This is a genomic window from Larsenimonas rhizosphaerae (assembly GCF_023700005.1).
In the GTDB taxonomy this organism is placed as follows: Bacteria; Pseudomonadota; Gammaproteobacteria; order Pseudomonadales; family Halomonadaceae; genus Larsenimonas; species Larsenimonas rhizosphaerae.
The window spans coordinates 603,204-628,038 of sequence record NZ_JAMLJK010000001.1 but is presented as its reverse complement, the minus strand read 5'-3'; the positions used below and the strand labels follow the sequence as shown (position 1 = coordinate 628,038).

Genomic DNA, 24,835 nt, shown 5'->3' with positions numbered 1-24,835 from the left:
TCAAACAAGGGCATGAAATGAACGAGCTGCTTTCAATGATCAACAGCTACCGTATTATTCTTGGCGCGCTGGCCGTGCTGATCGTCACAACGCTGTTGATCCGGCATTACTGGGATCAGGTCAGCTTTTTCTGGCTGCGTATCTGGTGCGCTGTCCCGTTGGTTGGCAAGGTCGCGTCACTGGCCAGAAACAGCCGCTCTTACGACAGTGAGAAAAAGTGGTTCAGTAGTGAAACCGATCTTTGCAGCCATTTTATTCAGCATCTGGAGGACCGCGAAAAGGCCAGTCCTGGATTTTTCATCAAGTGTCAGCGGTATTTAAACAAGGTACAGGAAACCGGCCGCCGCAATTTACCCATGGTGGGCTGGCTGTTGATCATTGCCATGGTTTTTGTCGAGGCCATGGGATTTTCCTACGTACTGGCCGGATGGACCATCCCAGGGGCCAGTGAAGCCCTTCAGCAACAGGGCGCCATCGGTATTGCCTTTCTTATCTCTACACTGCTGGTTTATCTCACGCACAAGACCGGCCACGAACTCCACCGTAATCGATTGATCAGCAAAGCCAATGCCTGGTCAGCCAACCGTACCCAGGCATTGATTCCAGACCTTAAAATCAGCCTGGATAATAACGATGCCGACGACAGTGCACCCAACCATCAGCAATTGATCAACCGATTGGATACCAACGGTACGGTATCTTCCAGTTGGGTTATTACCATCATTACCGCCGTTTTCATCGTTGCCATCGCAATTGGAGCAACCTATGTGCGCGGCCAGGCACTGGACGAAATGCTTTCCAGCCAACAGATGTCAGCCTCCTCAAATACGGGTGGCTATGAAGATCCCTACAGCAATACCGCGCTGCCCGATGAGCTTTCAGATATTCAGCAGGCCGCCGATCAGCAGGCCCAGCAGAGCATGGTAGATCACCAGCGTAAAGGCGGATGGGGCACCTTCATTGTGCTGGCCTGTATTTTTGTCTTTCTGCAGATCATGGGCATCATGCTCGGCTTCTTTACCGGCTTTGCCGGCAAGGAATCAGCCAATGCCCGCAGCTACATTGGCCGCTTTCGAAGCAAGGAAGAATTTACTGCCTATCATGAGCGCCAGCGCAACAAGGTCGGACACATCGCGCAGAAGCACCTATCAAGCCTGCAACAGAAAATGCTGAAAAAGGCCCAGAAACATAATATCGATGGTGAAAGCACCCAACTCCTTCTGGAGGCCAGCAAACGCACTTTTCAGGCCTACGCTGAAGAAAAGGAAGAGGAAGCCCTGACTGCTCGCGAGCGCTATCACCATGGCCAACAACGGCGCGCCAGGCTACAGACCGACACCGGCTCAGCAACACCGGATGCCCCTCAGCATGAAGCATCGGAAGTTGCTGCCCCTACAAAGGATGACGGTGATAATGAGCGTCGGGAGAAGATTCGCCGTCGCCTTGAAGCTGAACGGGCTCGTAAGGATGCCGAGGCCAAAGCCCTGAAGGTGTCCCGCCAGCAGGAAGACGACGATGCCTACGAAGCTCGACTGCGACGTGAAATGGGCCTGGATGACGGAGAAACATCATGACCTCAGGCTGGCGACTGGGCACTGCGTTATCAATGCTGATATTGACCACAAGCCTCATTGCCGTTGAGGCGCAGGCGCGAAATGACATCCCGAGTTGTTATGGCACCCTCGGTGCAGATGCCCCACCGATCTCTCCATCGGAACGTTCCCTTTTTGTCATTATCGACGAAACCGTGCACGCCGATAAGCCTTTAAAACAGGCATTTGCACGCAAGGCAATCAGGTTTATCGGCCCTGGTGACGAGCTTCACGTGCTCAAGTTTGGCGCCTATATCGACAATCATTACACCACTCAGCCGTTTGAAGGGCGGATCGATCCAGCAGTGACTGAATCCCAGCGTTACGCCATTTCCAAACGCTCGCTGAGCAAGTTTGATACTTGCCTTTATCGCCAGGCCGGTTTTGTCAAAAAACGACTCGCAGCAGCTATCACGGATAACTTTGGGGACGGGGCCACCGACATTCCCAAAACCGAACTGATCGGCAACCTATCGATACTTGGCCGTCTGGTCGCACGCAGTGATGCCAATGAAAAGGTAGTACTTCTTTTTTCCGACATGCTCGAGAACTCTGACATCACAAGTTTCTATCATCGAGGCCAGGTCAAGAGAATCACACCGGAAGAAGAGCTTGAGAAGCTGAAGGCATCCGGTATTGAAAGCGACTGGGGCGGAGCCAAAGTGTACGTGATGGGTGCAGGTCTGGTAGCCGACAATGCAAAAGCATACCGAAGCCAAACCACCATGGACGCGCTCGAAGACTTCTGGCACGACTATTTCACCCACAACAATGCGTCTCTTGCAGGATGGGGCACGCCCATGCTGCTGATTGACCTTCCCTGAGTGAGCCAGCCGGCCGGTAATGCCTCCCGGCCCGTCATTTAGGCTACGCTGTCAGCACTCCACCCCTGACGATGTGCACATGGGCGCCAGGGCCTGACCGACATTTCGGATGCACCAATGCCTCATTCCTCCCCCTCCAGACCACTGGCCGGGCTGACCGCCGGCTTCAGCTGCTTTTTACTGTGGGGCGCCCTGCCGCTTTATTTTCACCTGATCGGCAGTGGCGTCTCCGCGTGGGAAATCCTGCTGCAGCGCATGATCTGGGCCGCCGCCCTGCTGACCCTGTTCATTGTCGTGACCGGACGGATGGGGCCGGTGCGCGAGGCCCTCGGTCAACGGCAACTGGTCCTGACACTGGCGGTCACTGCCCTGCTGATCAGCTGCAACTGGGGCACCTTCATCTGGGGCGTCACCCATCAACATATCGTGCAAACCAGCCTTGGGTATTACATCAACCCACTGCTGAACGTGATACTCGGGCTGGTGTTTTTCAAGGAACGCCTGAGGCCGATGCAGATCGTTGCCATTTTGCTGGCAGCCGTGGGGGTCATGATCATGATCATCGGCTTCGGGAAGGTGCCGTGGATTTCGCTGATGCTTGCAGCCAGCTTTGGCCTTTATGGCATGCTGCGCAAGAAACTCGACGTGGGCAGTATCACCGGGCTTTATATCGAAACCATGCTGCTTCTGCCCTTTGCCCTTATGTGGCTGGGCTACCTGTACCAGCAGGGAGATGCCGCCTTTCTGCTGCAGGACCGCCTGACCGACACCCTGCTGATCGGCTGCGGCCTGGTAACCATCATCCCGCTGGTTCTGTTTACCATGGCCGCGCATCGGCTGAAACTCAGCACTCTGGGGTTGATTCAGTACATCACGCCGACCCTTCAACTGCTTACCGGCGTACTGATTTTCGGTGAAGCCTTTACTCACGACAATGCCATCACCTTTGCCTTCATCTGGGCCGGGCTGATGCTTTATACCCTTGATATGCTCTATGCCAGCCGTCCTTCAGGACGAAAGGCCCCCGCCCAATAGGTGATGCCTCTATCACACTCACGGACTCGATAGCCCTGGGTTATCGAGTTCGCTCTGTCATTCCTTTTTATGCAATAACACGCGCCAAAAGTGCGGCTCGGCACAATGCAGACTTACAACCTCTCGTAAAGAAGTGTAATTTAAGGTGTCCTGAAGTCACTATTTAACGTGCATTATTTACACACACCGCAGCACGTTGAGGACACGCGGTATTACCCTTTCGGGAAGGCAGGCTGGATGGACAAGGTACGTGGGTTGAACGATGGAATTCATCAAAGACACGTCATTCAGGGATTGCTGGTGATCACCATTCTGATCGATGTCGTTGCCATATTTTTTCATGCAGACAGGCAGCTATGGCAGATGGTCATCATCAATCTGGTGATGCTGGGTTACTGTCTGGCCTTTCTGGCCTGTCTCAGGCAAACCGCTCACCTGCATCGGTGGGCGCTGGGCTATGTCCTGTTATTCGTGACCGTGACACTGGACGCCTTTTACCTTACCCGCTTTCAGACCGGGGGCGGTGTCTGGATCATCCTGTTTCCGCTCACGTCCTATCTCCTGCTGGGCAAGCGCACCGGCGCCCTGGTCACGGCGCTGTCCGTCACTGCCGGGCTGGGCCTTTTCCTGTGGATCGACAACAGTGATTACCACTACGGCAGCCTTGCCAACCTGACGGGCTCCGCGGCTGTGAGCTGGGCACTGAGCCATCTGTACGAAACCCGCCGTGTCAGAACCATCGATCAGCTTCAGCATGACGCCTGGCACGACCCGTTGACAGGCCTCTACAATCGTCGTCATCTGGCACAGGCCTTTGACCGCGCATGCGATATTCATGATGCCTCGGGCTCCGGGTTTGCCCTGCTGGTCATGGATATCGATCATTTCAAGCGCATCAATGACCGCCATGGCCACGACGTGGGAGACCAGGTACTGGTCACCACCGCCTCGCGCATCCAGGAACACCTGTTTGATAATGACCGGGCCTTTCGTATCGGCGGCGAAGAATTCTGCCTGCTGCTGTTTGATACGCATGCCCTGAATGCCCGACAGATCGCCGAAGCCATACGTGCGCACCAGGCATCGCCCTGCATCATGACAGGCAAGGGCCCGCTGGAATCCACCCTGAGCATTGGCATTGCCATGTGGCCCGATGACGGACGTGCCCTGGATGACATTCTGCGTACGGCGGACATGCGCATGTACGACGCCAAGCAGGCCGGCCGTAACCGGGTTGTGGATGCCAGTGGCCCCGCCCTCACCTCCACGTACCCTTCCCCGGTGGCTCGCGGCGCATCCCGAGGCGGCGCCGCCACGTAATCCGGCTTATCCCGCTACCCGTATCAGGGATTCAAACCGGCCTGACGGATTGAAGGTCAGCCGGTAGATGCCATGTACCCCCTGCGGCCCCACCACCCGATGCAGCGCCCGCGCGGGAAACTGTACCCGTCGCCCATCCATGCTGCGGGCATGCACCACCTGCGCTTCACCGGCGTAATACTCCCGGCATTGCTCCACTGACAGGGACAGCGAGATATCGATGCTGGGCATTGCGCTCCCCTTTCTGAAAAATAATCGACGACTTGAGCAGGCTGCTGCCAGGCCATGTCCGGCACATGCCCGCAGGCCAGTGTACCCGGCCTCGATTATTTCCTGATACGTGAAAAAGGACGGTGTTCAACACAATACGCGTCGTTTCCACACATCATGGGGTGCGCTTACGCACCCGGCCGCCCCCAACGCGCGGCAGGATCGTTCAAGACGCCTTCCCTCTTGCCGCCTTACCCTGCCTGCTGATGACAACTACCGGATGAGGTCGGGCATGGAGATCGTACTGTACGCATTGACGGTGATGTACACCCCCGGGCCGGTTAACCTGCTGGGTCTGAATGCAGGGCTGACCTCACGCTTCAAGGAGGTATGGGGATTTTTCGCAGGGGTGGCGCTGGCCATATTCTGCTGGTTTGCCGTCATCGGCTACGCCGGGCAGCAGCTCATCGTTCAGGGGCTGATGCCCTGGATTGCCCTGGCCGGAAGTGCATATATTCTTTACCTGGCATGGACGGTATTCAGGGCCACACCGCCCGATACCGTGAAAGAGCATCCGGCCCCACGAGCGCTCGGGTTCCGAGACGGGCTCCTCATGCAACTGTTGAACCCCAAGAACACCCTGCTGGTTGTCCCGATCACCACGGTCATGTTTCCGGGACGAGGCATTACCGATACCTCGCTGGTACTCTGGTCACTGGCCATCTCACTGGGCGGTGGGGGTGCCCCCGCCCTTTACCTTGCGGCAGGCAAGGGAATCGGCGCTCGCATCACCGAGACCAGGTACATTCGGCGCTGCAATAGCGTCATGGCCGGGCTACTGGTCGTCGTGGCCCTGTTGATGCTGTGCGATTACGTCATTCTTCCTGTGCTATAGGCCCGAGCCATGACCACAACACGATCTGACTGGTGCGTTCAATCGCCGCTGGCGCATATCGAACGAATCGAAGCCCGCTTTCAGGGCCATGCCTACAGCATGCATCGGCACGACACCTACGCCATCGGCATCACCCTGCAGGGAATTCAAAGCTTTCACTACCGCTCGACCCACCTGAGCAGCGTGCCGGGCACGGTGATTGTGGTACATCCGGATGAGCTTCACGACGGCCATGCCGGCGATGAGCAAGGATTCCAGTACCGCATGCTGTATGTGCGCCCGGCGCTGATTCAATCCATTCTGGGCGGGCGCTCCCTGCCTTACCTGGAAGGTGGGTTATCCCGCGATCCGCGGCTGGTTCGCGCCGTGCAGGCCCTGTTGAGTGACATGACGCACGCCACCTGTGCGCTGGAAGAAACGGATGGCCTGTTCGATCTGGCCATGGCGCTGGACGCCACCGGTGATACAAAAGCGCCCAGGACGCGCCAGTCGATCAACCACACCGCTGCCGAGCGGGTTCGCCAGTATCTGGATGCCCACTGGCAGGACAACGTCAGCCTTGAACTGCTGGAAACCCTGGCCGACCGGGAGCGCTGGTCATTATCAAAGGATTTTCGCGCCCTGTTTGGCACCAGCCCCTACCGCTACCTCACCCTGCGACGGCTGGACCATACCCGGCAGTTCATCGCCGAGCAGGCGTCGCTGTCCGAAGCCGCCTTTCGTGCAGGCTTTGCCGATCAAGCCACATGAGCCGCGCCTTCAAACGCGCCTTCGGCATCACCCCCGCCCGATGGCAGAAGCTGATCACGCCACGTCAGCAGGGCACCATCCACGAAAAGGCCCGCCCCTCATGACAATGGGCGGGCCGTTCAGTGCAAAACCGTGGGCGATTACGGAATCACCTTCTCCGCCCGCAGCCGGGTGAAGAGGTCGAAAAAGGCCGCCCGCGTCTCACGAAACGCATCAAAGCCGAAGTCACGGCATTTGACGATATCGTTCACGCACTCCTGCTCGCGGCCAAGGTCAGCATCGGTGTGCCACCAGGAGGCGAGCTTCGTCACGTCCGATTCGGCCAGACCGTGCTGCTCGGCAATCCTTTCCCATTCGGGCTCAAGACCGGCCATCTGCTCTTCCAGCGGCTGCGGCGTTTCGGGGCAATCTGCCACCTCGAGGCCGAAGAACTCACCGAGTTCCTGCCACATGCGACGCCAGCGGAAGGTATCCCCATTGACCGTATTGAATGCCTGATTGTGCGCGCCCGGTGTCAGCGCGGCCCACTCCATCTGACGAGCCAGCAGCAGCGCATCGGTCATGTCGGTCAGCGCGTTCCACTGCAGCTGCGAACCGGGGAAGACAAACGGCTTGCCGGTGGCCTTGCAGATCGAGGCGTACACCGCCAGGGTGGTGCCCATGTTCATCGCATTGCCGCGGGCATGGCCGATCACGGTATGCGGGCGGTGCACGTTCCAGGCAAAGCCGTATCTGCCAGCGGCTTCGATCATGATGTCTTCCAGGGTGTAGTAGAAGTTCTCCCCCGAGACCCGCGGAGCCGATTCACGAAACGGCGTTTCAACCCGGCCGCTGCCGTAGCTTTCAAAGGACCCCAGATACTGCTTGGTGCCGGTGACCAGCGCCGCATGCACGAGCCTTTCCGGGTCCAGCGCGGAGAACAGGTTATTCATCATCGCGCCATTGGCCTCGACGTTTTCCTGCTCGGTATCGCGCCGCGTCCAGGTGCAATAGAACACATGGCTGACCGGCAGCCCCTTGAGGGCCCTGGCCGTGGCATCGGCATCAAGCAGATTCGCCGATACCGGAATCACCCCCGCCTGCTGTGACGGCGTGCGCGACAGCCCGTATACCGTCCAGCCACTGGCGACCAGATACGTGGCCAGATTACCGCCGGTAATGCCGGTGGCACCTACGACCAGTGCGACTCCTGTCTGCATGTTCAAGCTCCCGTGCTCATTCATTGATGAGGGGGAGTATGGCCCTTGCATCCTGTTGTCGAAATCGCACATGCTGCAAATGATTATTGCACCAGGCGCAACATGATGGATCTCAACGCATTACGTACCTTCGAGCGGGTCGCGGCCACCGGCAGCTTTACAGCGGCAGCGCGCCATTTTCACCGGGCCGTCTCCTCCGTATCGCGCCAGATCAGCGCTCTGGAGCAAAGTCTTGGCGTTCGGCTGCTGTACCGGCATACCCGGGCAGTGACGCTGACCGAGGCCGGCCGGCAGTACTACGAGCAGATTCGCGGCACCCTCGAACAGCTCGACCAGGCCACCGAGGCGCTGAAAAGCCCGACGCTCGAACCTTCCGGCACACTGCACATCAATAGCCCGGTGGCCTTCGGGCGCCATCAGGTCGTGGGGCTGGTGCGCGGATTTCACGCCCGCTACCCCGCCATAGGCACCGAACTGCTGCTGACCGACACCATGACCGACCCGGTGCGCGAAGGCAGCGACATCACCTTTCGGGTCGGGCGGCTGGCCGACTCCTCACTGATCGCCCGGCCACTGGCCCCCATGCACTATGTGGTCGCCGCTGCCCCTGCCTACCTGGCCGAGCACGGCACACCGGATACCCCTGACGCGCTGCAACACCATGACTGCCTGCTCTATCAGGGGCAGATGGGCCGGCAGCGCTGGTACTTTGAATCCCCGCAGACACACATCCCCCAGGCTCATGAGCTGACCGGCAGCCTTTACAGCAATGACGCCGACAGCCTGCTGCAGGCCGCCCTGCTCGGCCAGGGCATCGTGGCCTTTCCCACCTGGCTGATCGGCCAGGCCCTGGCCACCGGGCAACTGGTGCCCCTGCTGCGCACGTGGCGCTGCGAAGTGGTGCCGGAGCGCCGCATGATTCATGTACTGACCACCGACGGACGGCTGCGCACCCCCAAGGTACAGGCCTTTTTGAACTACCTTCAGGACACCATCGGCGACACGCCGCCCTGGGATCAATGGCACGCCCCCGCCACCTGAGCCCTGCTTCACACCGGCCTCATCACACGGCCCTGGCCCGCCCTCCAGCGAAACAGACACCACCAGGGCCATGCATGCCTGGCGCCTGGCCCTCGCGTTAACAATCCCTGTCCGGAACACACCAAACCGAACAGAAGCTTATCCATTTCAGACAATACCGAAGCGCATTCCTGCAAGACTGAAAGGGCGCAACCAAAGCGCCCACGGGCAGCCATTTCCCAGGGCATGTTCTGATGACCGGCACGCAGCGGAGGCTTCATGAAATTCACATCGCTTCTTTTTTCAACACTCCTGGTGGCCTCGGCGCCACTCATCAACATGACCGTCATGAATCACGCTCAGGCCCAGGGGGCGGGCACCGAGACCGGTACGGCCCTCCCTCACGGGGACAGCCACGGGGCACAGGGTCACGATGGCAGTGACGGCGGACATGGCGGTGCCGGTGGCCGTGGTGGAGATGGGGGCAATGGCGGTGCCGGTGGCCGTGGCGGGGATGGCGGTGACGGGGGCAATGGCGGTGCCGGTGGCCATGGAGGAGATGGCGGCGACGGCGGACATGGCGGTGCCGGTGGCCGTGGTGGAAACGGCGGTGCCGGATGGGCAGGAGCCGACGGCACGCCAGGTCAGAATGGTGCCCCGGGGCAGGATGGCCGCGATGGCACCAATGGGCATGACGGATAAGGCCCCGCACGTACCACCTGCATGGGCGGGCTACACGGCTGGAGTACTGGCCCCCGGCGCACTCCATTCCTCGGCGGTGATCGCGTAGCGCTCGTGATCCCGCCACTGCCCGTCAATATAGAGGTAGCGCGGTGAATAGCCTTCCAGCCGAAACCCCAGCGCGGTGACCAGCCCCACCGAGCGCGCATTGGCCGGCTGAATGTTGGCTTCCAGCCGATGAAGCCGGTGCGTCTCAAAGGCGCGCGATATCACCGCCCCCAGCGCCGCCTTCATCAACCCCCGGCCCTGGTTCGGGGAAAAGGCGTAGTAACCAAGGTACGCCGACTGAAGCGCCCCGTGCACCATGTGGTTCACATTGATGCAGCCCACCAGAGAGCCATCCCCGGCCCGGGCCAGGTAACTGCAGTGCGCATCCGAGCCATAGCGGCGCAGGTACTCGACGTACTGCTCCCGCGTGCTCGGCGGGCTGACCCAGCCCGCCAGCAGGGCCTCACTGCGGCGCACTGCCGCCAGAAACGCGGAGGCATGCGCCGGCCCGGGATGAAATATTTTCACGGTCATCATCACAGCCTGTGTGTGAACATGCCGGTGTACCCGGCCAATAAACGAAACAGGGCAGCCCGGTTCATTGCCCGCCCTTTCCCTGCGAGGGGCTGACGCCTCGTTCAGAGGACTGCCACTGCCGCTGCGTCAGCCGATAGACCCGCACGGTACGGTCATGAAACGGCTGAAGCTCGAAACTGCCGAACCCGACCTTCCCGACCACCTTCTGCGAGGCCACGTGATCAGGTGCAATGATAGCCACGACCGAAGCACACTGCTTACGGCCGAAGGCATGATCAAGTACCGCAGCGGCCGCCTCGGACGCCAGGCCCTGCCCCCAGTAGCGCCGGGCAAGCCGATACCCCAGGCTGATTTCCTCCACGCCGGCCACGTGCTCGGGCCCGATGCCACAAAACCCCACCAGTGCCCCATCGCGCCTGTCCTCCAGCGCCCAGGGGCCGAAGCCGTGGGCGATATAACCGGCCAGGCACTCCTCGACGAAGTGTCGGGTGGCGGCTTCATCGCACACGCCCCTGACCGAGAACGTCATCACGTCAGGGTCACTCAGGATGTTCGTCAACGCCGGCACATCCTCCAGCACCAGAGGCCGTATCACCAGCCGTGGTGTCTCGCATATCGGCATCATCTCCTCCGTGCCTGTCTGATTCCCTGCGTTGCCTCATGTAACGCGCTACCCAGTCGATAATGAACAGGTAGTGAACGCACGATGGTACCAGCGCCGGCCCGACAGGTTTCCGCGCGTAGACGCCACGGCCAGCCGCCAGTCATGAGCATGGAAGGCACGAGCCCCTTTCGTGCGTTATACAGGGTAAACCGATGATAAAGGTGATCAGAAAATGCTGGTCTCCGGGAGTGGCAGGCAACCCGGGAAAGCTGCGCCGCCAGATAGAACTGTGCAACCAGCTGGGGCTTTTCTGCGCAACGGCCACCCTTCCGTACCAGCTTTTCTATTACTTCCATGGTTACGCCATGTACCGCGGCGTGTTTCTATCCAATAGTGTATTCATCGTGTTTTATCTATCGGTGCTGCTGCTCAATCACCTGCGCTGGCATACCACCGCCAGTAACCTGCTGCTGCTGAACAGCGTGACCCAGTTGTTTGTCGTTACGTCCTTTGTGGGCACGAATACCGGCGTCAGCCTGTTTTATTTCAGTTTTGCCTCCGTTGTCATCTTTCTTTACCAGAACCTTCGCAAATGGGCCTATACCGCCATCATGGCGTCCATCGGCCTGCTGTATCTGCTGTTGCAGTTTCTCTACCCCGGCGAGGAGGCCTTGACCCCGGTTCCCCCACCCTGGCGGGAAATAATGTACGGCGGCAGTGTGACCGGCGTTCTGCTGCTTTCCGGCACGATTCTCTACCTGCTTCACCGGGAAGTGAGCCGGGGCGAGGAAGAGCTGACCCTGAACAACCAGTACCTGGAAGCCCTGAGCCATACCGACGCCCTGACCGGGCTGGCCAACCGCCGCGCGCTGGACAAGGCCCTTGAGCGGGAGTGGTCCCGGCTTTCACGGTATTCCGGGGTGCTGACCGCCATCATGTGCGATGTAGACCACTTCAAGCGCTTCAATGACTACCACGGCCACGACGGCGGCGACCGCTGCCTCCAGCAGATTGCACGCGTGCTTGAAGGCATGCTCTCCCAACCGCCGGACCTCGCCGTGCGCTACGGCGGGGAAGAATTTGCACTGGTGCTGCCGGGCACAAACGCACAGGGGGCGCGCCTTCTGGGCGAACGGCTACGCAGCGCCGTCGAGCGCCTGCGCATTCCCAACAAGGGCCTTGGTGAACACGCCGTGGTGACCGTGAGCATCGGGATCTCGAGCATCGAGCACACCGACATACACCCCAACACCGACACCCCCAAACAGCTGCTCAAGCGAGCGGACGAAGCGCTGTATCAGGCCAAGGCCAACGGGCGGAATCAGGTGGTTTATCTACCGTATCAAGGCTTGGCTTATCGGAAGAGCGAGTGATGAGGAAGGGGGCGGCAGGGGGCTGGCAAGAAGTGGCAATACATAAATATTATAACTAAGTTGAAGAGCTATGGTATTTAATATTAAGCCGAACCAGGACTATAAAATAGTTTTATACCGTTGAATTAAAAGGGTAAAAATATTTGAAATCAAAAAAATATACTCAAAAGTATACCATTTACTCATGAAATGCCCCAACTGCACCTGCTCTGTCCTCCTATTATATGATGGAAAATATTTATGAGGCTAGAGTCCGTCTACGGCTAGAGCAGGTATAACGCTTGGCTGTGGAATTGCATTAAGTGCAGTGCAATGCATACTTTTATTTTTTAAACTTCCTGAGCATAGACGATGACTCGCTCTCTCGATGCATCCTCTAAGTAATCGCTGTAAAGCTTGGTTAACTCTGTATAAGTCATATCACGAGAGCCAATCTTTCCATTATTGAATAAAAATTCAAAAACTTCACTCGAAAGCGATATTTCTTTAATTTTATCGTACTCAAGTTTTTTTGCACCGCGATCGCTAAGCGTTGCACATTCGTTAATTTTGCATATTGGAAGATGCTCTCCAGTAGAGAGAAACTTCTGATCGGCCTTTTGCAGTTTGTCTGTCGGCCTAATAAATGCTGAACAGCAAGGAAACCTATACCCATGATCATTCTTCGCCGACTTACATATTTCCTTATTGCACAGGAAAGTTTTCATCTTATCAATTTGACCAAGCATGCGTTCATCAGATAGATATAACTTCCGATTTTTCCAAATCTTATATTGCACAGCTACAACAGAGGCCATTTCATTTTTAGGGTGATGTCGCTCATAAATCAAATCAGCCCCGGTGATATGTTCTACCTTATCAGGATGAAGTACTCTCAGCCTTAAAACTCTACCGTTTGGTAGTTCAAAATCTCTACACCCGCGATCATTAGCAATAGTGGGAATAACCCTTGAAACATTATATGCGTCTCTAAAGATCAATTGATTCTCACTATGATCCTCCGGGTCAAGCTCTTTCTTAGACTTGTAAAATTGAGCAAGCTTCCTCTTTAACTGATCGACTTTTTGTTCGTTTCTTTGGGCTGTAGCTATCGACAAAAGACCCTCATACACAACGATATCCAAAGATACTAAATTAAAAGGGGAGATGTGCTTTTTATCTCTAATAGAGCATAGCTCAGCCTTTTGCCTGTACTCTTTTGTCGTATCACTTTCTCTTTCTCTTTTTAGCAGACTAACTTCATCTCCAAGCAATTCGGGATAAATCTCCCCTCCAAGCTGCAAGGCATTATCATAAGTAGATTTTACCATATCGCCTCCGGAGGCGATTTTAGCTAACCCTCTAAATGCATTTAATGAAATCCACTCTGCATTTAATCTATCAATATTTTCCGTTGTCATTTAGTTTCTCAAAGCCGGCAAAAACAACAATTTCAGCAAATTAATGAAGCAGAGCGCAGTAACACTCAGCCTCATATATTAACCAACAAAAATTATAGATAAACTCAGTTCTCCAACCACTTTTTTGTCTGTTCGATCAGCTCATACATGGTCGTATGACTTCTTTTGGCAAATCCGGACCAATAAGTGACACCGGACATAATTTTAAAAGTCAGATGAACTGTATTACGCTTACTCCGCATACTATTTAGATTTTGTGTGAGCTGTGCATCAATTATCCCAGACTCTTCTGCAACCTTGATTCTCCATTCAAATGTCGTTTTATTTACTGAAATCAAAGGGTTCGCATTATTCCAGCTCATTAGCCGACTTTGTCGAGTATCAAAAAATTGGTACTGCTGACCATTGATCCGATTGCTTTTATAGGCTTGGACAATAATATCGGCTAGCAAAGCTTCGCAAATCGAAGCGTAGTCAATTATTTGGGCCCTAACGTGGGCATATTGCTCTTCCTGCCTTGCCAACAATGCTAAGCCAAGCTTATAAAGCCACCTCGCTCCATAAAGTGTTTCTGACAAAGATTTTTTAATATCTTGGTCTTGAACATGTGAAAACTCATCACTCTCAAGCTCAGAAGTAGTTTTTATATCTTTCTTTGCAAATTCTGCCATTGCATCAATTAGCACTTGGCCGAATTGCTCTTGGATTTTTTTTATTAGCCACATAATTTCCTCTTAAAGTGCTAACTGGTATTAGGTAGCACGTGCATTTAATATTTCAGCATCGCAGCCTATAACAGCTTGATTTAGTTTCGACCAAGGATGTCAAATAGCATTGATGAAAGATCTTGCCCCTTTATCTAAAATTCTGCTTTGGGTCAAATACTGCCAAATTTATAAATTGAAAGTTGCACAGTTCTATACACTTAGTTTTCACCCAAGACGCTCTATCGACTCCCCGCCCCGCCTGCGCGCTAAATGGGTCGGTTTTATTGCACTCTTACAGATAGCACTAGACCGCCCCACTACTGGGCTGCGTGGCGGTTTGGGGGCGCAGATTCGCTTGTGATTCCCTGCACACTCGAGCCCCATCACACATACGCACCCAATGCCATCGGCGAGCGGTGTTTCATCCTTAAGCTACCCCTTTAAAAATTTACACTCAATTACACAAAGGGTGATTAACTGCTCTTTGGCGGCGGTGCATTGCCGCAGGCGGTCTATTCAAAAAACGCCGTGCAAGTGCGCGGCGGTTGGATTAGTGGGGCAACCAGTCATAAGGCTGCTTCTTTACGCAGCAACCGCGGCGCCGAGGGAGTGGGCGCGACGCGCCACGCGGTCGTTATCAAAGCGCAGCGCCAGCCCCATCAGCCCGAGGAACACGCCGCCGAGCACCAGCCAGGCGGGCTGGAAGCCGCCGAGAGCGTCTTTCATAACACCCGCAACGAGCGGCGAGAGTGAGGCGATCACGTAGCCGATGCCCTGCACCCAGGCGGTGAGCTGGCCGGCGGCGGCCGGGTCATCGAGGTGATCCATCGTGATGATGAGACTCATCGGGAACAGCCCACCGATGCCAAGGCCGATCAGCGCCGTTGCGAGCCAGCCGGTGGCCTGGGGCATCAGACCGAGCAGCAGAAAGCCGGCCACCGCAAGACCAAGCACGGTGAACAGCACAGGCCGCCGATCCCCCATCCGCTGGGCCAGCGCTGGAAAGAGCAGCCCGGCGATAACCTCAAGCACCGTCAGCCAACTGAGCGCCAGCCCGGCTTGCGTCGGCGGCCAGCCAAGGCTTGTGAAAGTCGGCGGCACCCACGCCAGCACGCAGGTATAGCCTGCGGTACCTAGGCCGAAGAAGGTGGCCAGCGCCCAGAACCGCGGCACGCGGGCTACCTGTCGAAGGCTAAGCCGGGCGCTCGAGCGCTCCGGCGGCGCGGGCATGAGCGCCCGGCGGCCAAGCCACACGGCAAGCGCCACAACCGCCGGTACACTCCAGAGCGCAAGACTTCCCTCCCAGCCGATCCAGTGGCTGAGCGCGGGGGTCAGAAATGATGCCAGCGCCGCACCGCCCATGATGGCGGCAATATAAAGCCCCATCACCAGCGGCGTTTTCACGCCCGCCGCATGCTTGATGATGCCGGGCAGCGTGGCCTGAATGAAGGCAATCCCGATGCCTGCGCCAAGGGCGCTGATCATCAGGCCGGCCTTGCCAAGCCCGAGCCAGTGCAGGGCATCGGCCAGCGCAATGGCGGCCAGCGCCAGCGCGATCACCCCGCTCATGCCCAGCCGGCGCACAAGGACTGCGTTCACGAAACAGCCAAGACCCATCGCCAATACCGGCAGCGTGGTCAACAGGGCGATTTGGGTGAAGGTAATGGCGACATCAGCGCGAATTGCCTCGACCAGCGGCCCAAGGGCGGCCATCGAGGGGCGAAGGTTGAGGCCAATCAAAATGACGAGAAGACAGGTGCCGAACAGACGGCGCGACGATGATGAAGACAGGCTCACGGTTAAACTCCCGGATAAATGCAGTGATTGCTCGATGCGTTGGCGCGCCCTACTGTGAAACCTCGAGTTCACTTGAGGTCAAGCGATCATGTCAGACCGTCGTATCGATCCGAACAAGCACGCGCTGAGCGTGGGCGAGGTTGCTCGCCGCAGCGGCATTCGGGTCTCGACCGTGCATTACTACGATACCGAGGGGCTGATACGAAGCTGGCGCAGTCCGGGCAACCAGCGGCGGTTTTCCCGCGATGTGCTGCGGCGCGTCGCCCTGATCAAGGTGGCCCAGCGGGTCGGGGTGCCGCTGGACGAGATCCGCGCGGCGCTTTCTGTGCTGCCGGAGCACCGCGCCCCGACCAACCCGGAGTGGCAGGCGCTGTCGCGCCAGTGGCGCAGCGTGCTCGATGAGCGCATCGACGGGCTTTTGATGCTGAGGGATCAGATGGACGACTGCATCGGCTGTGGGTGCCTGTCACTGACCCAGTGCCCGTTGAGAAACCCCGGCGACATCGAGGCCGAGCGTTGAACTCAGGGAAGCGCACCGGGCGGCCGTGCCGCCCGGTGCAGGTGCCCGCCCTACTGGCGCATGCCGATGGCGAGGCGGTTGTAGGCGCTCATCAGAGAGACGGCGAAAGTGAGGTCACTGATCTCGGCATCAGAGAAGTGGGTCTTCAGCGGCTCGAAGTCCTTGTCGGCGGCGTGGGAGCCGGTGATGTTCACCAGCGCCTCGGCCCAGCCAAGCGCGGCGCGTTCGCGCTCACTGAACCGGGTACTGACCCGCCAGCCGGCGAGGCTATCGAGCTTGGCGTCAGGCACGTTTTTCGCCCGCAGCGCGTCGGCGTGCATCTCGAGGCAGAAGGCGCAGCCGTTGATCTGCGAGACGCGCAGGTACACAAGCTCGATCAGTTCCTTGCCGAGGCTGCTGTCATCGAGGGCTTGCTTGGTGGCACTCAGCCCCTTGTAGGCGTCCGGGGAGAGCGAGGCGTACGGCAGGCGCGGGGTAGACATGGCAAGGCTCCTTCAGTGAAGAATGCGATTGAATACGAAGAACGCAGTAAAGCTTAAGCGCAGGTACCGGGGCGGACGCAAGTACGGGTTTGCCAATACTGGATACTGGTGCGCCGGGTAACTGCGGTAGGTTCAGAGGTGGCGGGGCCTTTGGCCCTGCGACGGCATTACCTCAACAACAACACAACAGAGGCACTTCCGAATGAAAACATTGACGCTTCTTCTAACCCTGGTGCTTGCCATGACGAGCTTTAATGCGCTCAGTGCCGAGAAAAATCCGAACCGGGACAACCGGCTGGAAACCCGGTTCGTGTACGAGTCTCGTGTGACCATTGACCCGAACCGCGCAACGGTCGGCCAGAGCAAGTACGGCGAACGCGGCATCGTCTGGATCACCGGCGGTGACGTAAAAGGCCCGAAGATCAAGGGCAGCGTGCTGCCCGGCGGGGGCGATTGGCAGCTCGGCCGCCCGGATGGCGTGCTTGATCTGACCGCGCGTTACGCGCTCAAGACCGACGACGGCCACATTATCGTGGTGACCAACAAGGCCCTCATTGATCGCCGCCCGACGAAGGAAAACCCGGAAAACGACTACGTGCGAAGCGTGTTGAGCTTCGAGGCCCCGATCGGAAGCCCGTACGAATGGATGAACAAGTCGGTCTTTTTGGGCACGGTCGAGCGTGGCCCCAACTTCAAGGAAGATCCGGCTGTAATTATTCGCGTGTGGGAAGTGCTGTAAGACGGGTTTAGGAACACCGTTAACCCCGCTCGCCATGGAAGAACGGACAGGCGACGCTGTTATCGCCAATCGGGACTGGGGCTGGGAAGGTGCCATCACTCACACCCTTATATATCGATGAGCGGCTTTTGCCTGTCTTGAGCTCCACCTCTCGGCGGCGCAGCAGACGGTTGCCAAGCTGGATCCGCTCGACGTGCTGGTAAGCGCCGGTGTTGGAGTGTGTTGATGCCGTCATGGGCGTTTCCTGTCGTTGTTGGTTCGAGCGGCGCAGGTGCCGCCGGGGACAGGATCAGCTTGCCAAGGGATGGTGGGGACTTCGAGCGGCTGCCGTTGTAAAACCGGGGTTTTACAATGAAATACAACATTCATTGTCATCAGGGTACAAAAAAGCCGCTGCGATCTATCGAAAGCATCGGCTCAAGGCTGATTAAGAACGCCAAATCGACTGAAGCTTTCAACGTAGTTGGAACGGTACCGGTTGAACATTCACCATTTTTGTTAAAGGGAAGACCTGATCCGGTCTAGGAAGAAAACGCCAAAATCCTTGAATAACACCTCGTTCTTATCGAGGTTTTCTTCTTCTGAGGCACTCGGCCACCAGATAATGACAGGGCATTCCTTGTCATCTGAAACGCGTCCACAATCGAGTGAGTAATATGAGCCATCACCTCCAGCGCTCACAACAACCAGGCGAGAAGGCAAGTTGGAATCTACTCGCTCACGAAGTGTTAACCATATGGCGTCAGGGATACCAGAATTGGAAAAATCAGGTCCAATAACGCCATAAAACTCGTGCCCTGCAATATCTCCACAGCCAAATGACAGTAAAAAATCTCTGTAGCTTGGCGGAAAGACGATGCCTAAGGCCTGCTCCGCAGCTTCAATGAGGCTGGCTGGCTTTTTTCCTTCGAGATCAATCTCGAAACCATGTTCAACAGCTAAGTCGATCCCTTTAAAAACATCGATCAAGGCCATGTAGTGTCCTATAAAAAGCGCCTTGGATAGCCGGCTCTCATCGGCTTGTATAACCACAAAACGTCAGTTGGTATGAGAGTGCAGGCAAATCCGCCATCCGGACATCAGTACTGAACCGCTTATCGCAGTCAGGAGGCACGCAATCAAGATAAACCGTTTTGCGGTTTCTGGAGATACGCCGACTGGAGCGAATCCGTAGATTGCTGCCACACCCAAGGCAGGTAAAACCTAACCCTGGTGGGTTTCTGTCTGGCCTATGCCCGTAAATATTGGATAGATTCTTGCGCCAGAAAGGCCACTGATCGTAAGTGTTTCTCGATAACCTGGAGCGGGATGTCTGTTCACTCTGATAAGCACGCACGGGCTTTATAACCAGTTCGGCCTTGAGACGTGAGCTACATCCATGCCCGCCGCATCGTAACAAGACCAGGTCGTGGTTCTTTCCGAGCCTGCCTATGTATGTAATCAACATCAGGGCGCCACAATCGCAGCATTTTTCACCTGGCCCATGCATTTTCAGGATGCCTAACCGGTTGAAAAAAGCCTGTCTGCCCAGGCCTGCATCATGGCGGGGCGTTGTTCGAGAGCCATATGCTCGGGATGGGTATAAACGCCCTGAATGCCCGGTAGCTTGTGCGAGAGCTGCATCTCGATCCACCCACCGGGGCAGCCCATTTCCTTCAAACCGGTGGCCACGGCGTGACATGTACCATGCGGTACATGGCGGCCCTCGAATCCCATACGCTTCAAAGCCATGCCAAAAGTCATATACGAGATGATTTTTGATGCGTTGTTGCGACCTGGAAACAGATGAGGGTAATGGCCAGAGATTCGCTTGATGCGATGAAGAGCTGCGATAGCCTGTTGAGGAAGGGGCACCTTATCACCTGGCCTGGTTTTCTCTATCTGGCGGGCAGTTAGGGGCATGAGTGGTATACCGAACTTTTTCTAACAGGACAATAGGCCAGAAAGTATACCGGGAGTATGCCAGATTCGGTAGGAATTGCTCGGAACGCTCAGGACATAATCCAATGAAATTCTCTTCATTTTCATCGTCTTACTGGAACGTTTTGGATTGGTTTGGAAGGGTCAGTGGCGCCCGAGGCAGGATTCGAACCTGCAACCCACGGCTTCGAAGGCCGTTGCTCTATCCAGTTGAGCCACTCGGGCGAGGCGCACAGTGTACCGGGGATAACGCCCCGACACAAAGTGCCGGGGCGTTGAATATTACTTGATGGCCGCGAGCAGCTTTTCCGCCACGGCTTCAGAACTTGCCGGGTTCTGGCCGGTAATCACCAGACCATCCTGCACGGCGTAGGGGCTGAAGTCGTCCACCTTGTTGTACTCGGCGCCGCGCTGTTTAAGCTCGTCCTCGAGCAGAAACGGCACCACGTCGGTCAGGCCTACCGCGGCTTCCTCGCCGTTGGTAAAGCCGGTGGCCTTTTTACCTTTCAGCACGAACTCGCCCTGTGCGTCCTTGATGTTCAGGAATGCCGCCGGGGCGTGGCATACCGCGGAAATCGGCTTGTTCTGAGCCAGAAAATCCTGCAGCAGGGCTATGGATTCGCTGTTGTCGGTCAGATCCCACAGCGGGCCATGGCCGCCGGGATAGAAGACGGCGTCGAATTCATTGGCCGATACGCCGCTGAGCGGTTCGGTCACCTTGATCAGCTGCTGGGTTTCCTGATCGGCATAGAAGCGGCGGGTAGCCGTGGTCTGTGCATCCTCGCTTTCGCTGTTCGGGTCGATCGGCGCCACACCGCCTTTCGGCGTAGCCAGCGTGATGGCACAGCCTGCATCCAGAAACGCATAGTACGGAGCGGCAAATTCCTCGGCCCAGAAGCCGGTCTTGTGGCCGGTATCGCCCATCTGATCGTGTGAAGTCAGAACCATCAAAATACGTGGTGCACTCATGAAAAGTACTCCTTAAGGGGTGAACTGTTCGTAGAGATGGTAGCTCAGCGCGGCAATATCAACCCCCCGCGCCTGAAACCCGGGAGTAACACCAGGCTTGCGCTGCGGGCCAAGGGCTTCTAAACCATGATCTGACTTTCACCCGGACTCGTCATGACAGACACGACAAGGAGCGTCATATCATGCCCCCCGTTATCGCCTGGTGCCTTGTTGCCTCAGGCCTTGTAACCGCCACCGCCATTGCGGTGGATATCGCCAGACGTCCCCAGCACATGAAGGTCATGAACGTGACCTGGCCGATCACGGGCCTTTACATGCCGGTGATCGGCTGGTGGGCCTATACCGCCATGGGCCGTGCGCCCACCCGCAACCAGCAGGGCCACCACGACAACCACGGGCATCATCACCATCACGACAGCAAGCCGAAGTGGCAGGGGGTGTTCGTTTCCGCCACGCACTGCGGCGGCGGCTGCACGCTGGGCGATGTCATTGCCTCCCCCATCGCTACCCTGACGGCCTTTTCCCTGTTCGGCTCGGCCATGGCCGGCCATTTTCTGCTGGCGTTCCTGTTTGCCTATGCCTTCGGCGTGCTGTTTCAGTACCTGCCGATTCGGGCCATGAGCGATCAGCCTCCCGGTGCGGCATTACGCGATGCCATCAAGGCCGATACCCTGTCGCTGATCGCCTTTCAGGCGGGCATGTACCTGTGGATGCTGATTGCTACCCCCCTGTGGCTGGGCGAGATGAACGCCTTTACCCCCGAATTCTGGGCGATGATGCAGATCGCCATGCTGGTGGGTTTTTTGACGTCCTACCCGGCCAACTGGGTGCTGATCAACAAGGGCATCAAGCACGCCATGTAAGCCCGTGCGGCACGGGTTACCCACCCTGCCGATGGCGCTGACCGCAGCACGGGTGGCCTGATGACAGGCCACCCTCCTTTTTTTCTAAACCAATAGTCTAATTGGCATGGTGGTCACGGCGACAATTCATTAGGCTGGCGTGGTTTATAAGAGAAGACCGTTCCAGCGCTTTGCTGAAACGATTCAGCACAAGGAGTAAGCATGTCTACGTCAGCCAGCGCGCGCCCTGCACGGGGACCGCGGGGAAAATTTCTGGTCATCCTGGTGTCGGTAGTGGCCGCGCTCGGGGGCCTGCTGTTCGGCTATGACACCGGCATTATCGGTGTGGCACTGCTGGGGCTGTCCAAGCAGTTTGTGATGGACGATACCACCAAGCAGCTGGTAACCGGCGCGATTATCTTTGGTGCCATTTTCGGGTGTCTGGGCACAGGCCCGCTGTCCGACAAGCTGGGGCGTCGGCGCTCCATCATGCTGCTCGGGCTCATGTTCATTGTCGGCTCCCTGCTCTCGGCGCTGGCGGAAAGCGTTGAAATGCTGATTCTGGCGCGCTTCATTCTGGGCCTGTCGGCCGGTAGCGCCACCCAGATCATTCCGGTGTATATCGCCGAGGTCACCCCGCCCAAGCACCGCGGTAAACTGGTGGTGATGTTTCAGATGATGGTGGTGTTCGGCATTCTGGTGGCCTATTTGACAGGCTTTGCCCTGGGCGATGACTGGCGCTGGATGTTCGGTCTGGGCACGGTGCCGGCCATTGTGCTGATACTGGGCATGCTGGTACTGCCGGAAAGCCCGCGCTGGCTGCTGGGCAAGGGCCGCGAGGAGGAAGCCTTCAGCGTGCTGGAACGTGTGCGTGAAAGCCACGAGGGCGCCCGGAATGAAATCAACGAGATCAAGGAAATTTCGGCCCGCCCGGAAGGTACCTGGCGTGACCTGTTCAGTGACTGGGTGCGTCCGGCACTGATCGCCGGGTTCGGGATCGCGATGTTCTCCCAGATTACCGGCAACAACGCCATCATCTATTACGCCCCGACCATTCTCAGTAACGCGGGCCTTGATGAAAACGCCTCGGTACTGGCCTCCATTGGCGGTGCGGTGCTGATCAACATTTCAACCATCTTCGGCATTCTGATGGTCGATCGCATCGGCCGTAAGCGCTTTTTGCTGTGGATGGTGCCCGGGTCCATCGTGGCGCTGATCGTGATGGGCTTCCTGTTCATGGATGGCGCCCCGACCTCGACCACATCCCAGTGGATTCTGGTGGTGTGCCTGGCCCTTTACATGGCGTTCAACTGCAGCTTCGGGGTCTGCCTGTGGCTGATCAATGCCGAAGTCTATCCGCTGTTTGTGCGCGGCAAGGGCGCAAGCGTGGGGGCGTTCAGCCACTGGGTGTTCAACCTGCTGGTAACCCTGACAACGCTGACCCTGATCAATGCGCTGGGAACGTCCGGCACGTTCTGGCTGTACGCGGCCATCTCCACACTGGCGCTGGTCTTCGTGGTGCGGTATATCCCGGAAACCAACGGCCGCTCGCTGGAGCAGATCGAAGCCGATCTCAAGGCCGGCACCTTCTTCCCGAAGGATCGACGCCACAAGGCCTCACCGGCCACCTCGCACAGCTGACAGCGATGATGTTCCGGTACGAAAACAGCGCCTTCGGGCGCTGTTTTCGTTTCCGGCGTTCATCCCGTGCACGTCAGGCTGCAGGGCCATGAGGGCCCTGCGCAACACGGGCCTCGGCCCGCGCCCGGGCACCATCCTGCACGGCCCAGCGCAGTACCGGGGCCACGCCACGAATACCGCCACGCACCATCGCCTGCTTCCACGGCCCGGGGGCAATCCCCAGTGTCTGCTGCGCCCACACCGGCAGCAGGTCCACGCCGGCCCACAGAAAGAGGTTGTACCCCAGCCCCACTGCGCCGAACTGTGCCCGGCTTTCAAACAGCAGCCTCACCACGTCATGGGTGCGCTCATCCACGACCAGCGCCGGACGCATCCGTTCCAGATACGCGTCGATGGCCTCGGCCGTTTCCGGCACATCAACGGCACCAAGGCGGTAGGCGGTCAGTGCGCTTTCACGGTAGTAGCGGTCCTGCTCTTCCCGGGTCAGGTGCTTTCGGTAGTAGCGCAGGCAGGCGGTCAGAAAGCTGCGCGCCTCGGCCACATGCACCCAGGTCAGGAGGGCCGGATCGTCTGCCCGGTAGAAACGTCCATCGGTGTAGTGGCCCTGTACCTGACGATGAATGGCAATCACCCGGTCTATCAGACGATCCGCGGCCGCGGTGGGGCCAAAGGAGGTCACCGCAATGAACTGGCTGGTGCGGCGCAGCCGGCCGAGCATGTCTTCGCGAAAACTCGAGTGATCCCACACGCCGGCAAGCGCCAGCGGGTGCATCATCTGAAGGAGAAGCGCTGAAATGCCGCCGCACAGCATCGCGGTAAAGTCACCGTGCACGCGCCAGACCATGGAATCCGGCCCGAACAGGCCAGGATCGCCTGGCGGTGTGGCGTAATCCACCCCGCCCAGCGACAGCCCGGTCAGGCCGTGAATGCGCTGTTCAATCAGCCGGCGCACCATGTCAGCGGGTCTGGTAGGCGCTGTAGGTGCGTGTGGCCCGCTCCAGATGCTGGTTCATGGCATTGCGGGCGCCCTGCTCGTCCCGGGCCAGAATGGCCTGCAGGATACGGCCATGTTCCTCGCCCACCTGGGCCAGATACTGCCGGGCGGCCACCGGGTCTACATCGGAATCCAGCAGTTGCGCCCGGGGAATGGCGCCGGTGTGCAGCGGCTCGTAAAACGCGAGCAGAAACGGGTTATGGGCTGCTTCAATGATGGCGTGGTGAAAGAGGTAATCCTCGCTGCGGGCCAGAGAGGCCTCCCCTTCTGCGGCAATGAAGGCGCGGTGGGCTTCTTCAAGCGTCATGGCATCGGCCGACGTGTGGCGCCGGGCCGCCAGCGCCGCGGCCTGGGGCTCGATGGTCAGCCGCAGTTCCAGCACATGCAGGATATCTTCCACCGTGGTGGCATTGATGCGGCGCGCCGGAAAGGCCTGCTCCGGGGCCTTTCTGAGTACCCGCGTGCCCACGCCACGACGGGTTTCGATCAACCCCATCGAGCGCAGGTGGGCAATGGCTTCACGCACCGCGGTGCGGCTGACGCCGAACAGGTCACACAGCTCGCTTTCCGTTGGCAGCTTGTCCCCCACCGCAATCCGGCCCTCGCAAATCAGGGCCTGTAGCTGTTGTGCGATCTGCCCCGACAGCGATTGCTGATTGGCCACCGGTTTGACCTGCCAGGCTGAAATATCGGCCATTGCTTCCTCCTGAGACATGCTCGGCGTGCCCGCTGTATG

General features: G+C 57.8%; 27 protein-coding genes and 1 tRNA gene. 12 read left to right on the top strand and 16 right to left on the bottom strand.

Going from position 1 to position 24,835, the window contains the following annotated elements:
- Positions 1–17 precede the first annotated feature (17 nt).
- The 4 genes from NAT21_RS02785 (at position 18) to NAT21_RS02770 (ending at position 4,771) form a co-directional block, all read left to right on the top strand.
- Complete coding sequence (locus NAT21_RS02785) at positions 18–1,574, top strand: hypothetical protein (protein ID WP_250935508.1); 1,557 nt, start codon at positions 18–20, stop codon at positions 1,572–1,574.
- Complete coding sequence (locus NAT21_RS02780) at positions 1,571–2,416, top strand: hypothetical protein (protein ID WP_250935505.1); 846 nt, start codon at positions 1,571–1,573, stop codon at positions 2,414–2,416. The genes NAT21_RS02785 and NAT21_RS02780 overlap by 4 nt, the downstream gene beginning before the upstream one ends.
- A 117-nt stretch (positions 2,417–2,533) precedes the next feature.
- Complete coding sequence (gene rarD / locus NAT21_RS02775) at positions 2,534–3,451, top strand: EamA family transporter RarD (RefSeq protein ID WP_250935502.1); 918 nt, start codon at positions 2,534–2,536, stop codon at positions 3,449–3,451.
- A 237-nt stretch (positions 3,452–3,688) separates the two neighbouring features.
- On the top strand, positions 3,689–4,771 hold the full coding sequence (locus NAT21_RS02770) for a GGDEF domain-containing protein (protein ID WP_250935500.1): 1,083 nt from the start codon (positions 3,689–3,691) through the stop codon (positions 4,769–4,771).
- 6 nt (positions 4,772–4,777) lie between these two features.
- On the opposite strand, the gene NAT21_RS02765 is transcribed toward NAT21_RS02770, so the two are convergent.
- Positions 4,778–5,002, bottom strand: coding sequence for a DUF2835 family protein (locus tag NAT21_RS02765; RefSeq protein WP_250935498.1), 225 nt, complete (start codon positions 5,000–5,002; stop codon positions 4,778–4,780).
- A gap of 271 nt (positions 5,003–5,273) precedes the next feature.
- On the opposite strand from NAT21_RS02765, the gene NAT21_RS02760 reads away from it, so the two are divergent.
- Positions 5,274–5,876, top strand: coding sequence for a LysE family translocator (locus tag NAT21_RS02760; RefSeq protein WP_250935496.1), 603 nt, complete (start codon positions 5,274–5,276; stop codon positions 5,874–5,876).
- 9 nt (positions 5,877–5,885) lie between these two features.
- A complete protein-coding gene (locus NAT21_RS02755) occupies positions 5,886–6,626 on the top strand; it encodes an AraC family transcriptional regulator (RefSeq protein ID WP_250935495.1) in 741 nt (246 codons plus the stop codon).
- Positions 6,627–6,766: 140 nt separating this feature from the next.
- On the opposite strand, the gene NAT21_RS15620 is transcribed toward NAT21_RS02755, so the two are convergent.
- A complete protein-coding gene (locus tag NAT21_RS15620; protein WP_250935494.1) occupies positions 6,767–7,825 on the bottom strand; it encodes an SDR family oxidoreductase in 1,059 nt (352 codons plus the stop codon).
- A 102-nt stretch (positions 7,826–7,927) separates the two neighbouring features.
- On the opposite strand from NAT21_RS15620, the gene NAT21_RS02745 reads away from it, so the two are divergent.
- Positions 7,928–8,866 (top strand): LysR family transcriptional regulator, encoded by a 939-nt coding sequence (locus tag NAT21_RS02745; RefSeq protein WP_350355149.1) that lies wholly within the window; start codon positions 7,928–7,930, stop codon positions 8,864–8,866.
- A gap of 282 nt (positions 8,867–9,148) precedes the next feature.
- On the opposite strand, the gene NAT21_RS02740 is transcribed toward NAT21_RS02745, so the two are convergent.
- The 3 genes from NAT21_RS02740 to NAT21_RS02730 all read right to left on the bottom strand — a co-directional run bounded on the left by NAT21_RS02740 (position 9,149) and on the right by NAT21_RS02730 (position 10,733).
- Entirely contained in the window at positions 9,149–9,538 is a 390-nt protein-coding gene (locus NAT21_RS02740; RefSeq protein WP_250935493.1) for a hypothetical protein, read from the bottom strand.
- A gap of 39 nt (positions 9,539–9,577) precedes the next feature.
- The gene (locus tag NAT21_RS02735) at positions 9,578–10,108 is read right to left on the bottom strand and encodes a GNAT family N-acetyltransferase (RefSeq protein ID WP_250935492.1); all 531 of its coding nucleotides are present in this window, start codon (positions 10,106–10,108) and stop codon (positions 9,578–9,580) included.
- Positions 10,109–10,172: 64 nt separating this feature from the next.
- Positions 10,173–10,733 (bottom strand): GNAT family N-acetyltransferase, encoded by a 561-nt coding sequence (locus NAT21_RS02730; protein WP_250935491.1) that lies wholly within the window; start codon positions 10,731–10,733, stop codon positions 10,173–10,175.
- A gap of 194 nt (positions 10,734–10,927) precedes the next feature.
- Between NAT21_RS02730 and NAT21_RS02725 the strand changes: the two genes are divergently transcribed.
- Positions 10,928–12,088 carry a GGDEF domain-containing protein gene (locus tag NAT21_RS02725; RefSeq protein ID WP_250935490.1) on the top strand — a complete coding sequence of 387 codons (1,161 nt, stop codon included), beginning with the start codon at positions 10,928–10,930 and terminating at the stop codon, positions 12,086–12,088.
- 329 nt (positions 12,089–12,417) lie between these two features.
- Here the strand turns inward: NAT21_RS02725 and NAT21_RS02720 are convergent, their stop codons facing one another.
- From NAT21_RS02720 to NAT21_RS02710, 3 genes are all read right to left on the bottom strand, one after another.
- Complete coding sequence (locus NAT21_RS02720) at positions 12,418–13,488, bottom strand: hypothetical protein (protein WP_250935489.1); 1,071 nt, start codon at positions 13,486–13,488, stop codon at positions 12,418–12,420.
- Between the two features lie 104 nt (positions 13,489–13,592).
- Positions 13,593–14,213, bottom strand: a complete 621-nt coding sequence (locus tag NAT21_RS02715) for a hypothetical protein (protein ID WP_250935487.1) — start codon at positions 14,211–14,213, stop codon at positions 13,593–13,595.
- A gap of 564 nt (positions 14,214–14,777) precedes the next feature.
- Positions 14,778–15,992, bottom strand: a complete 1,215-nt coding sequence (locus NAT21_RS02710) for an MFS transporter (RefSeq protein ID WP_250935485.1) — start codon at positions 15,990–15,992, stop codon at positions 14,778–14,780.
- An 88-nt stretch (positions 15,993–16,080) separates the two neighbouring features.
- Here NAT21_RS02710 and soxR point away from each other — a divergent pair, with 88 nt between their 5' ends.
- Positions 16,081–16,512 carry a redox-sensitive transcriptional activator SoxR gene (soxR, locus tag NAT21_RS02705; RefSeq protein ID WP_250935482.1) on the top strand — a complete coding sequence of 144 codons (432 nt, stop codon included), beginning with the start codon at positions 16,081–16,083 and terminating at the stop codon, positions 16,510–16,512.
- Positions 16,513–16,562: 50 nt separating this feature from the next.
- On the opposite strand, the gene NAT21_RS02700 is transcribed toward soxR, so the two are convergent.
- Positions 16,563–16,994, bottom strand: a complete 432-nt coding sequence (locus tag NAT21_RS02700; protein WP_250935480.1) for a carboxymuconolactone decarboxylase family protein — start codon at positions 16,992–16,994, stop codon at positions 16,563–16,565.
- A gap of 202 nt (positions 16,995–17,196) precedes the next feature.
- Between NAT21_RS02700 and NAT21_RS02695 the strand changes: the two genes are divergently transcribed.
- Entirely contained in the window at positions 17,197–17,733 is a 537-nt protein-coding gene (locus NAT21_RS02695; RefSeq protein WP_250935478.1) for a DUF3237 family protein, read from the top strand.
- Positions 17,734–17,752: 19 nt separating this feature from the next.
- On the opposite strand, the gene NAT21_RS02690 is transcribed toward NAT21_RS02695, so the two are convergent.
- The 5 genes from NAT21_RS02690 to NAT21_RS02670 all read right to left on the bottom strand — a co-directional run bounded on the left by NAT21_RS02690 (position 17,753) and on the right by NAT21_RS02670 (position 20,622).
- Complete coding sequence (locus NAT21_RS02690; protein ID WP_250935476.1) at positions 17,753–17,968, bottom strand: AlpA family phage regulatory protein; 216 nt, start codon at positions 17,966–17,968, stop codon at positions 17,753–17,755.
- 263 nt (positions 17,969–18,231) lie between these two features.
- On the bottom strand, positions 18,232–18,708 hold the full coding sequence (locus NAT21_RS02685) for an SMI1/KNR4 family protein (protein WP_250935474.1): 477 nt from the start codon (positions 18,706–18,708) through the stop codon (positions 18,232–18,234).
- Positions 18,709–19,233: 525 nt separating this feature from the next.
- Positions 19,234–19,464, bottom strand: coding sequence for a hypothetical protein (locus tag NAT21_RS02680; RefSeq protein ID WP_250935472.1), 231 nt, complete (start codon positions 19,462–19,464; stop codon positions 19,234–19,236).
- 337 nt (positions 19,465–19,801) lie between these two features.
- Positions 19,802–19,878: transfer RNA gene (locus NAT21_RS02675), tRNA-Arg, on the bottom strand.
- Positions 19,879–19,935: 57 nt separating this feature from the next.
- A complete protein-coding gene (locus tag NAT21_RS02670) occupies positions 19,936–20,622 on the bottom strand; it encodes a type 1 glutamine amidotransferase domain-containing protein (protein ID WP_250935470.1) in 687 nt (228 codons plus the stop codon).
- A gap of 182 nt (positions 20,623–20,804) precedes the next feature.
- Here NAT21_RS02670 and NAT21_RS02665 point away from each other — a divergent pair, with 182 nt between their 5' ends.
- The gene (locus NAT21_RS02665) at positions 20,805–21,485 is read left to right on the top strand and encodes a DUF4396 domain-containing protein (RefSeq protein WP_250935468.1); all 681 of its coding nucleotides are present in this window, start codon (positions 20,805–20,807) and stop codon (positions 21,483–21,485) included.
- 201 nt (positions 21,486–21,686) lie between these two features.
- Positions 21,687–23,105 (top strand): sugar porter family MFS transporter, encoded by a 1,419-nt coding sequence (locus tag NAT21_RS02660; protein WP_250935466.1) that lies wholly within the window; start codon positions 21,687–21,689, stop codon positions 23,103–23,105.
- Between the two features lie 73 nt (positions 23,106–23,178).
- On the opposite strand, the gene NAT21_RS02655 is transcribed toward NAT21_RS02660, so the two are convergent.
- Positions 23,179–24,060 (bottom strand): oxygenase MpaB family protein, encoded by an 882-nt coding sequence (locus NAT21_RS02655; RefSeq protein WP_250935464.1) that lies wholly within the window; start codon positions 24,058–24,060, stop codon positions 23,179–23,181.
- Position 24,061: 1 nt separating this feature from the next.
- A complete protein-coding gene (locus NAT21_RS02650) occupies positions 24,062–24,796 on the bottom strand; it encodes a FadR/GntR family transcriptional regulator (protein WP_250935462.1) in 735 nt (244 codons plus the stop codon).
- Between the last annotated feature and the right edge of the window lie 39 nt (positions 24,797–24,835).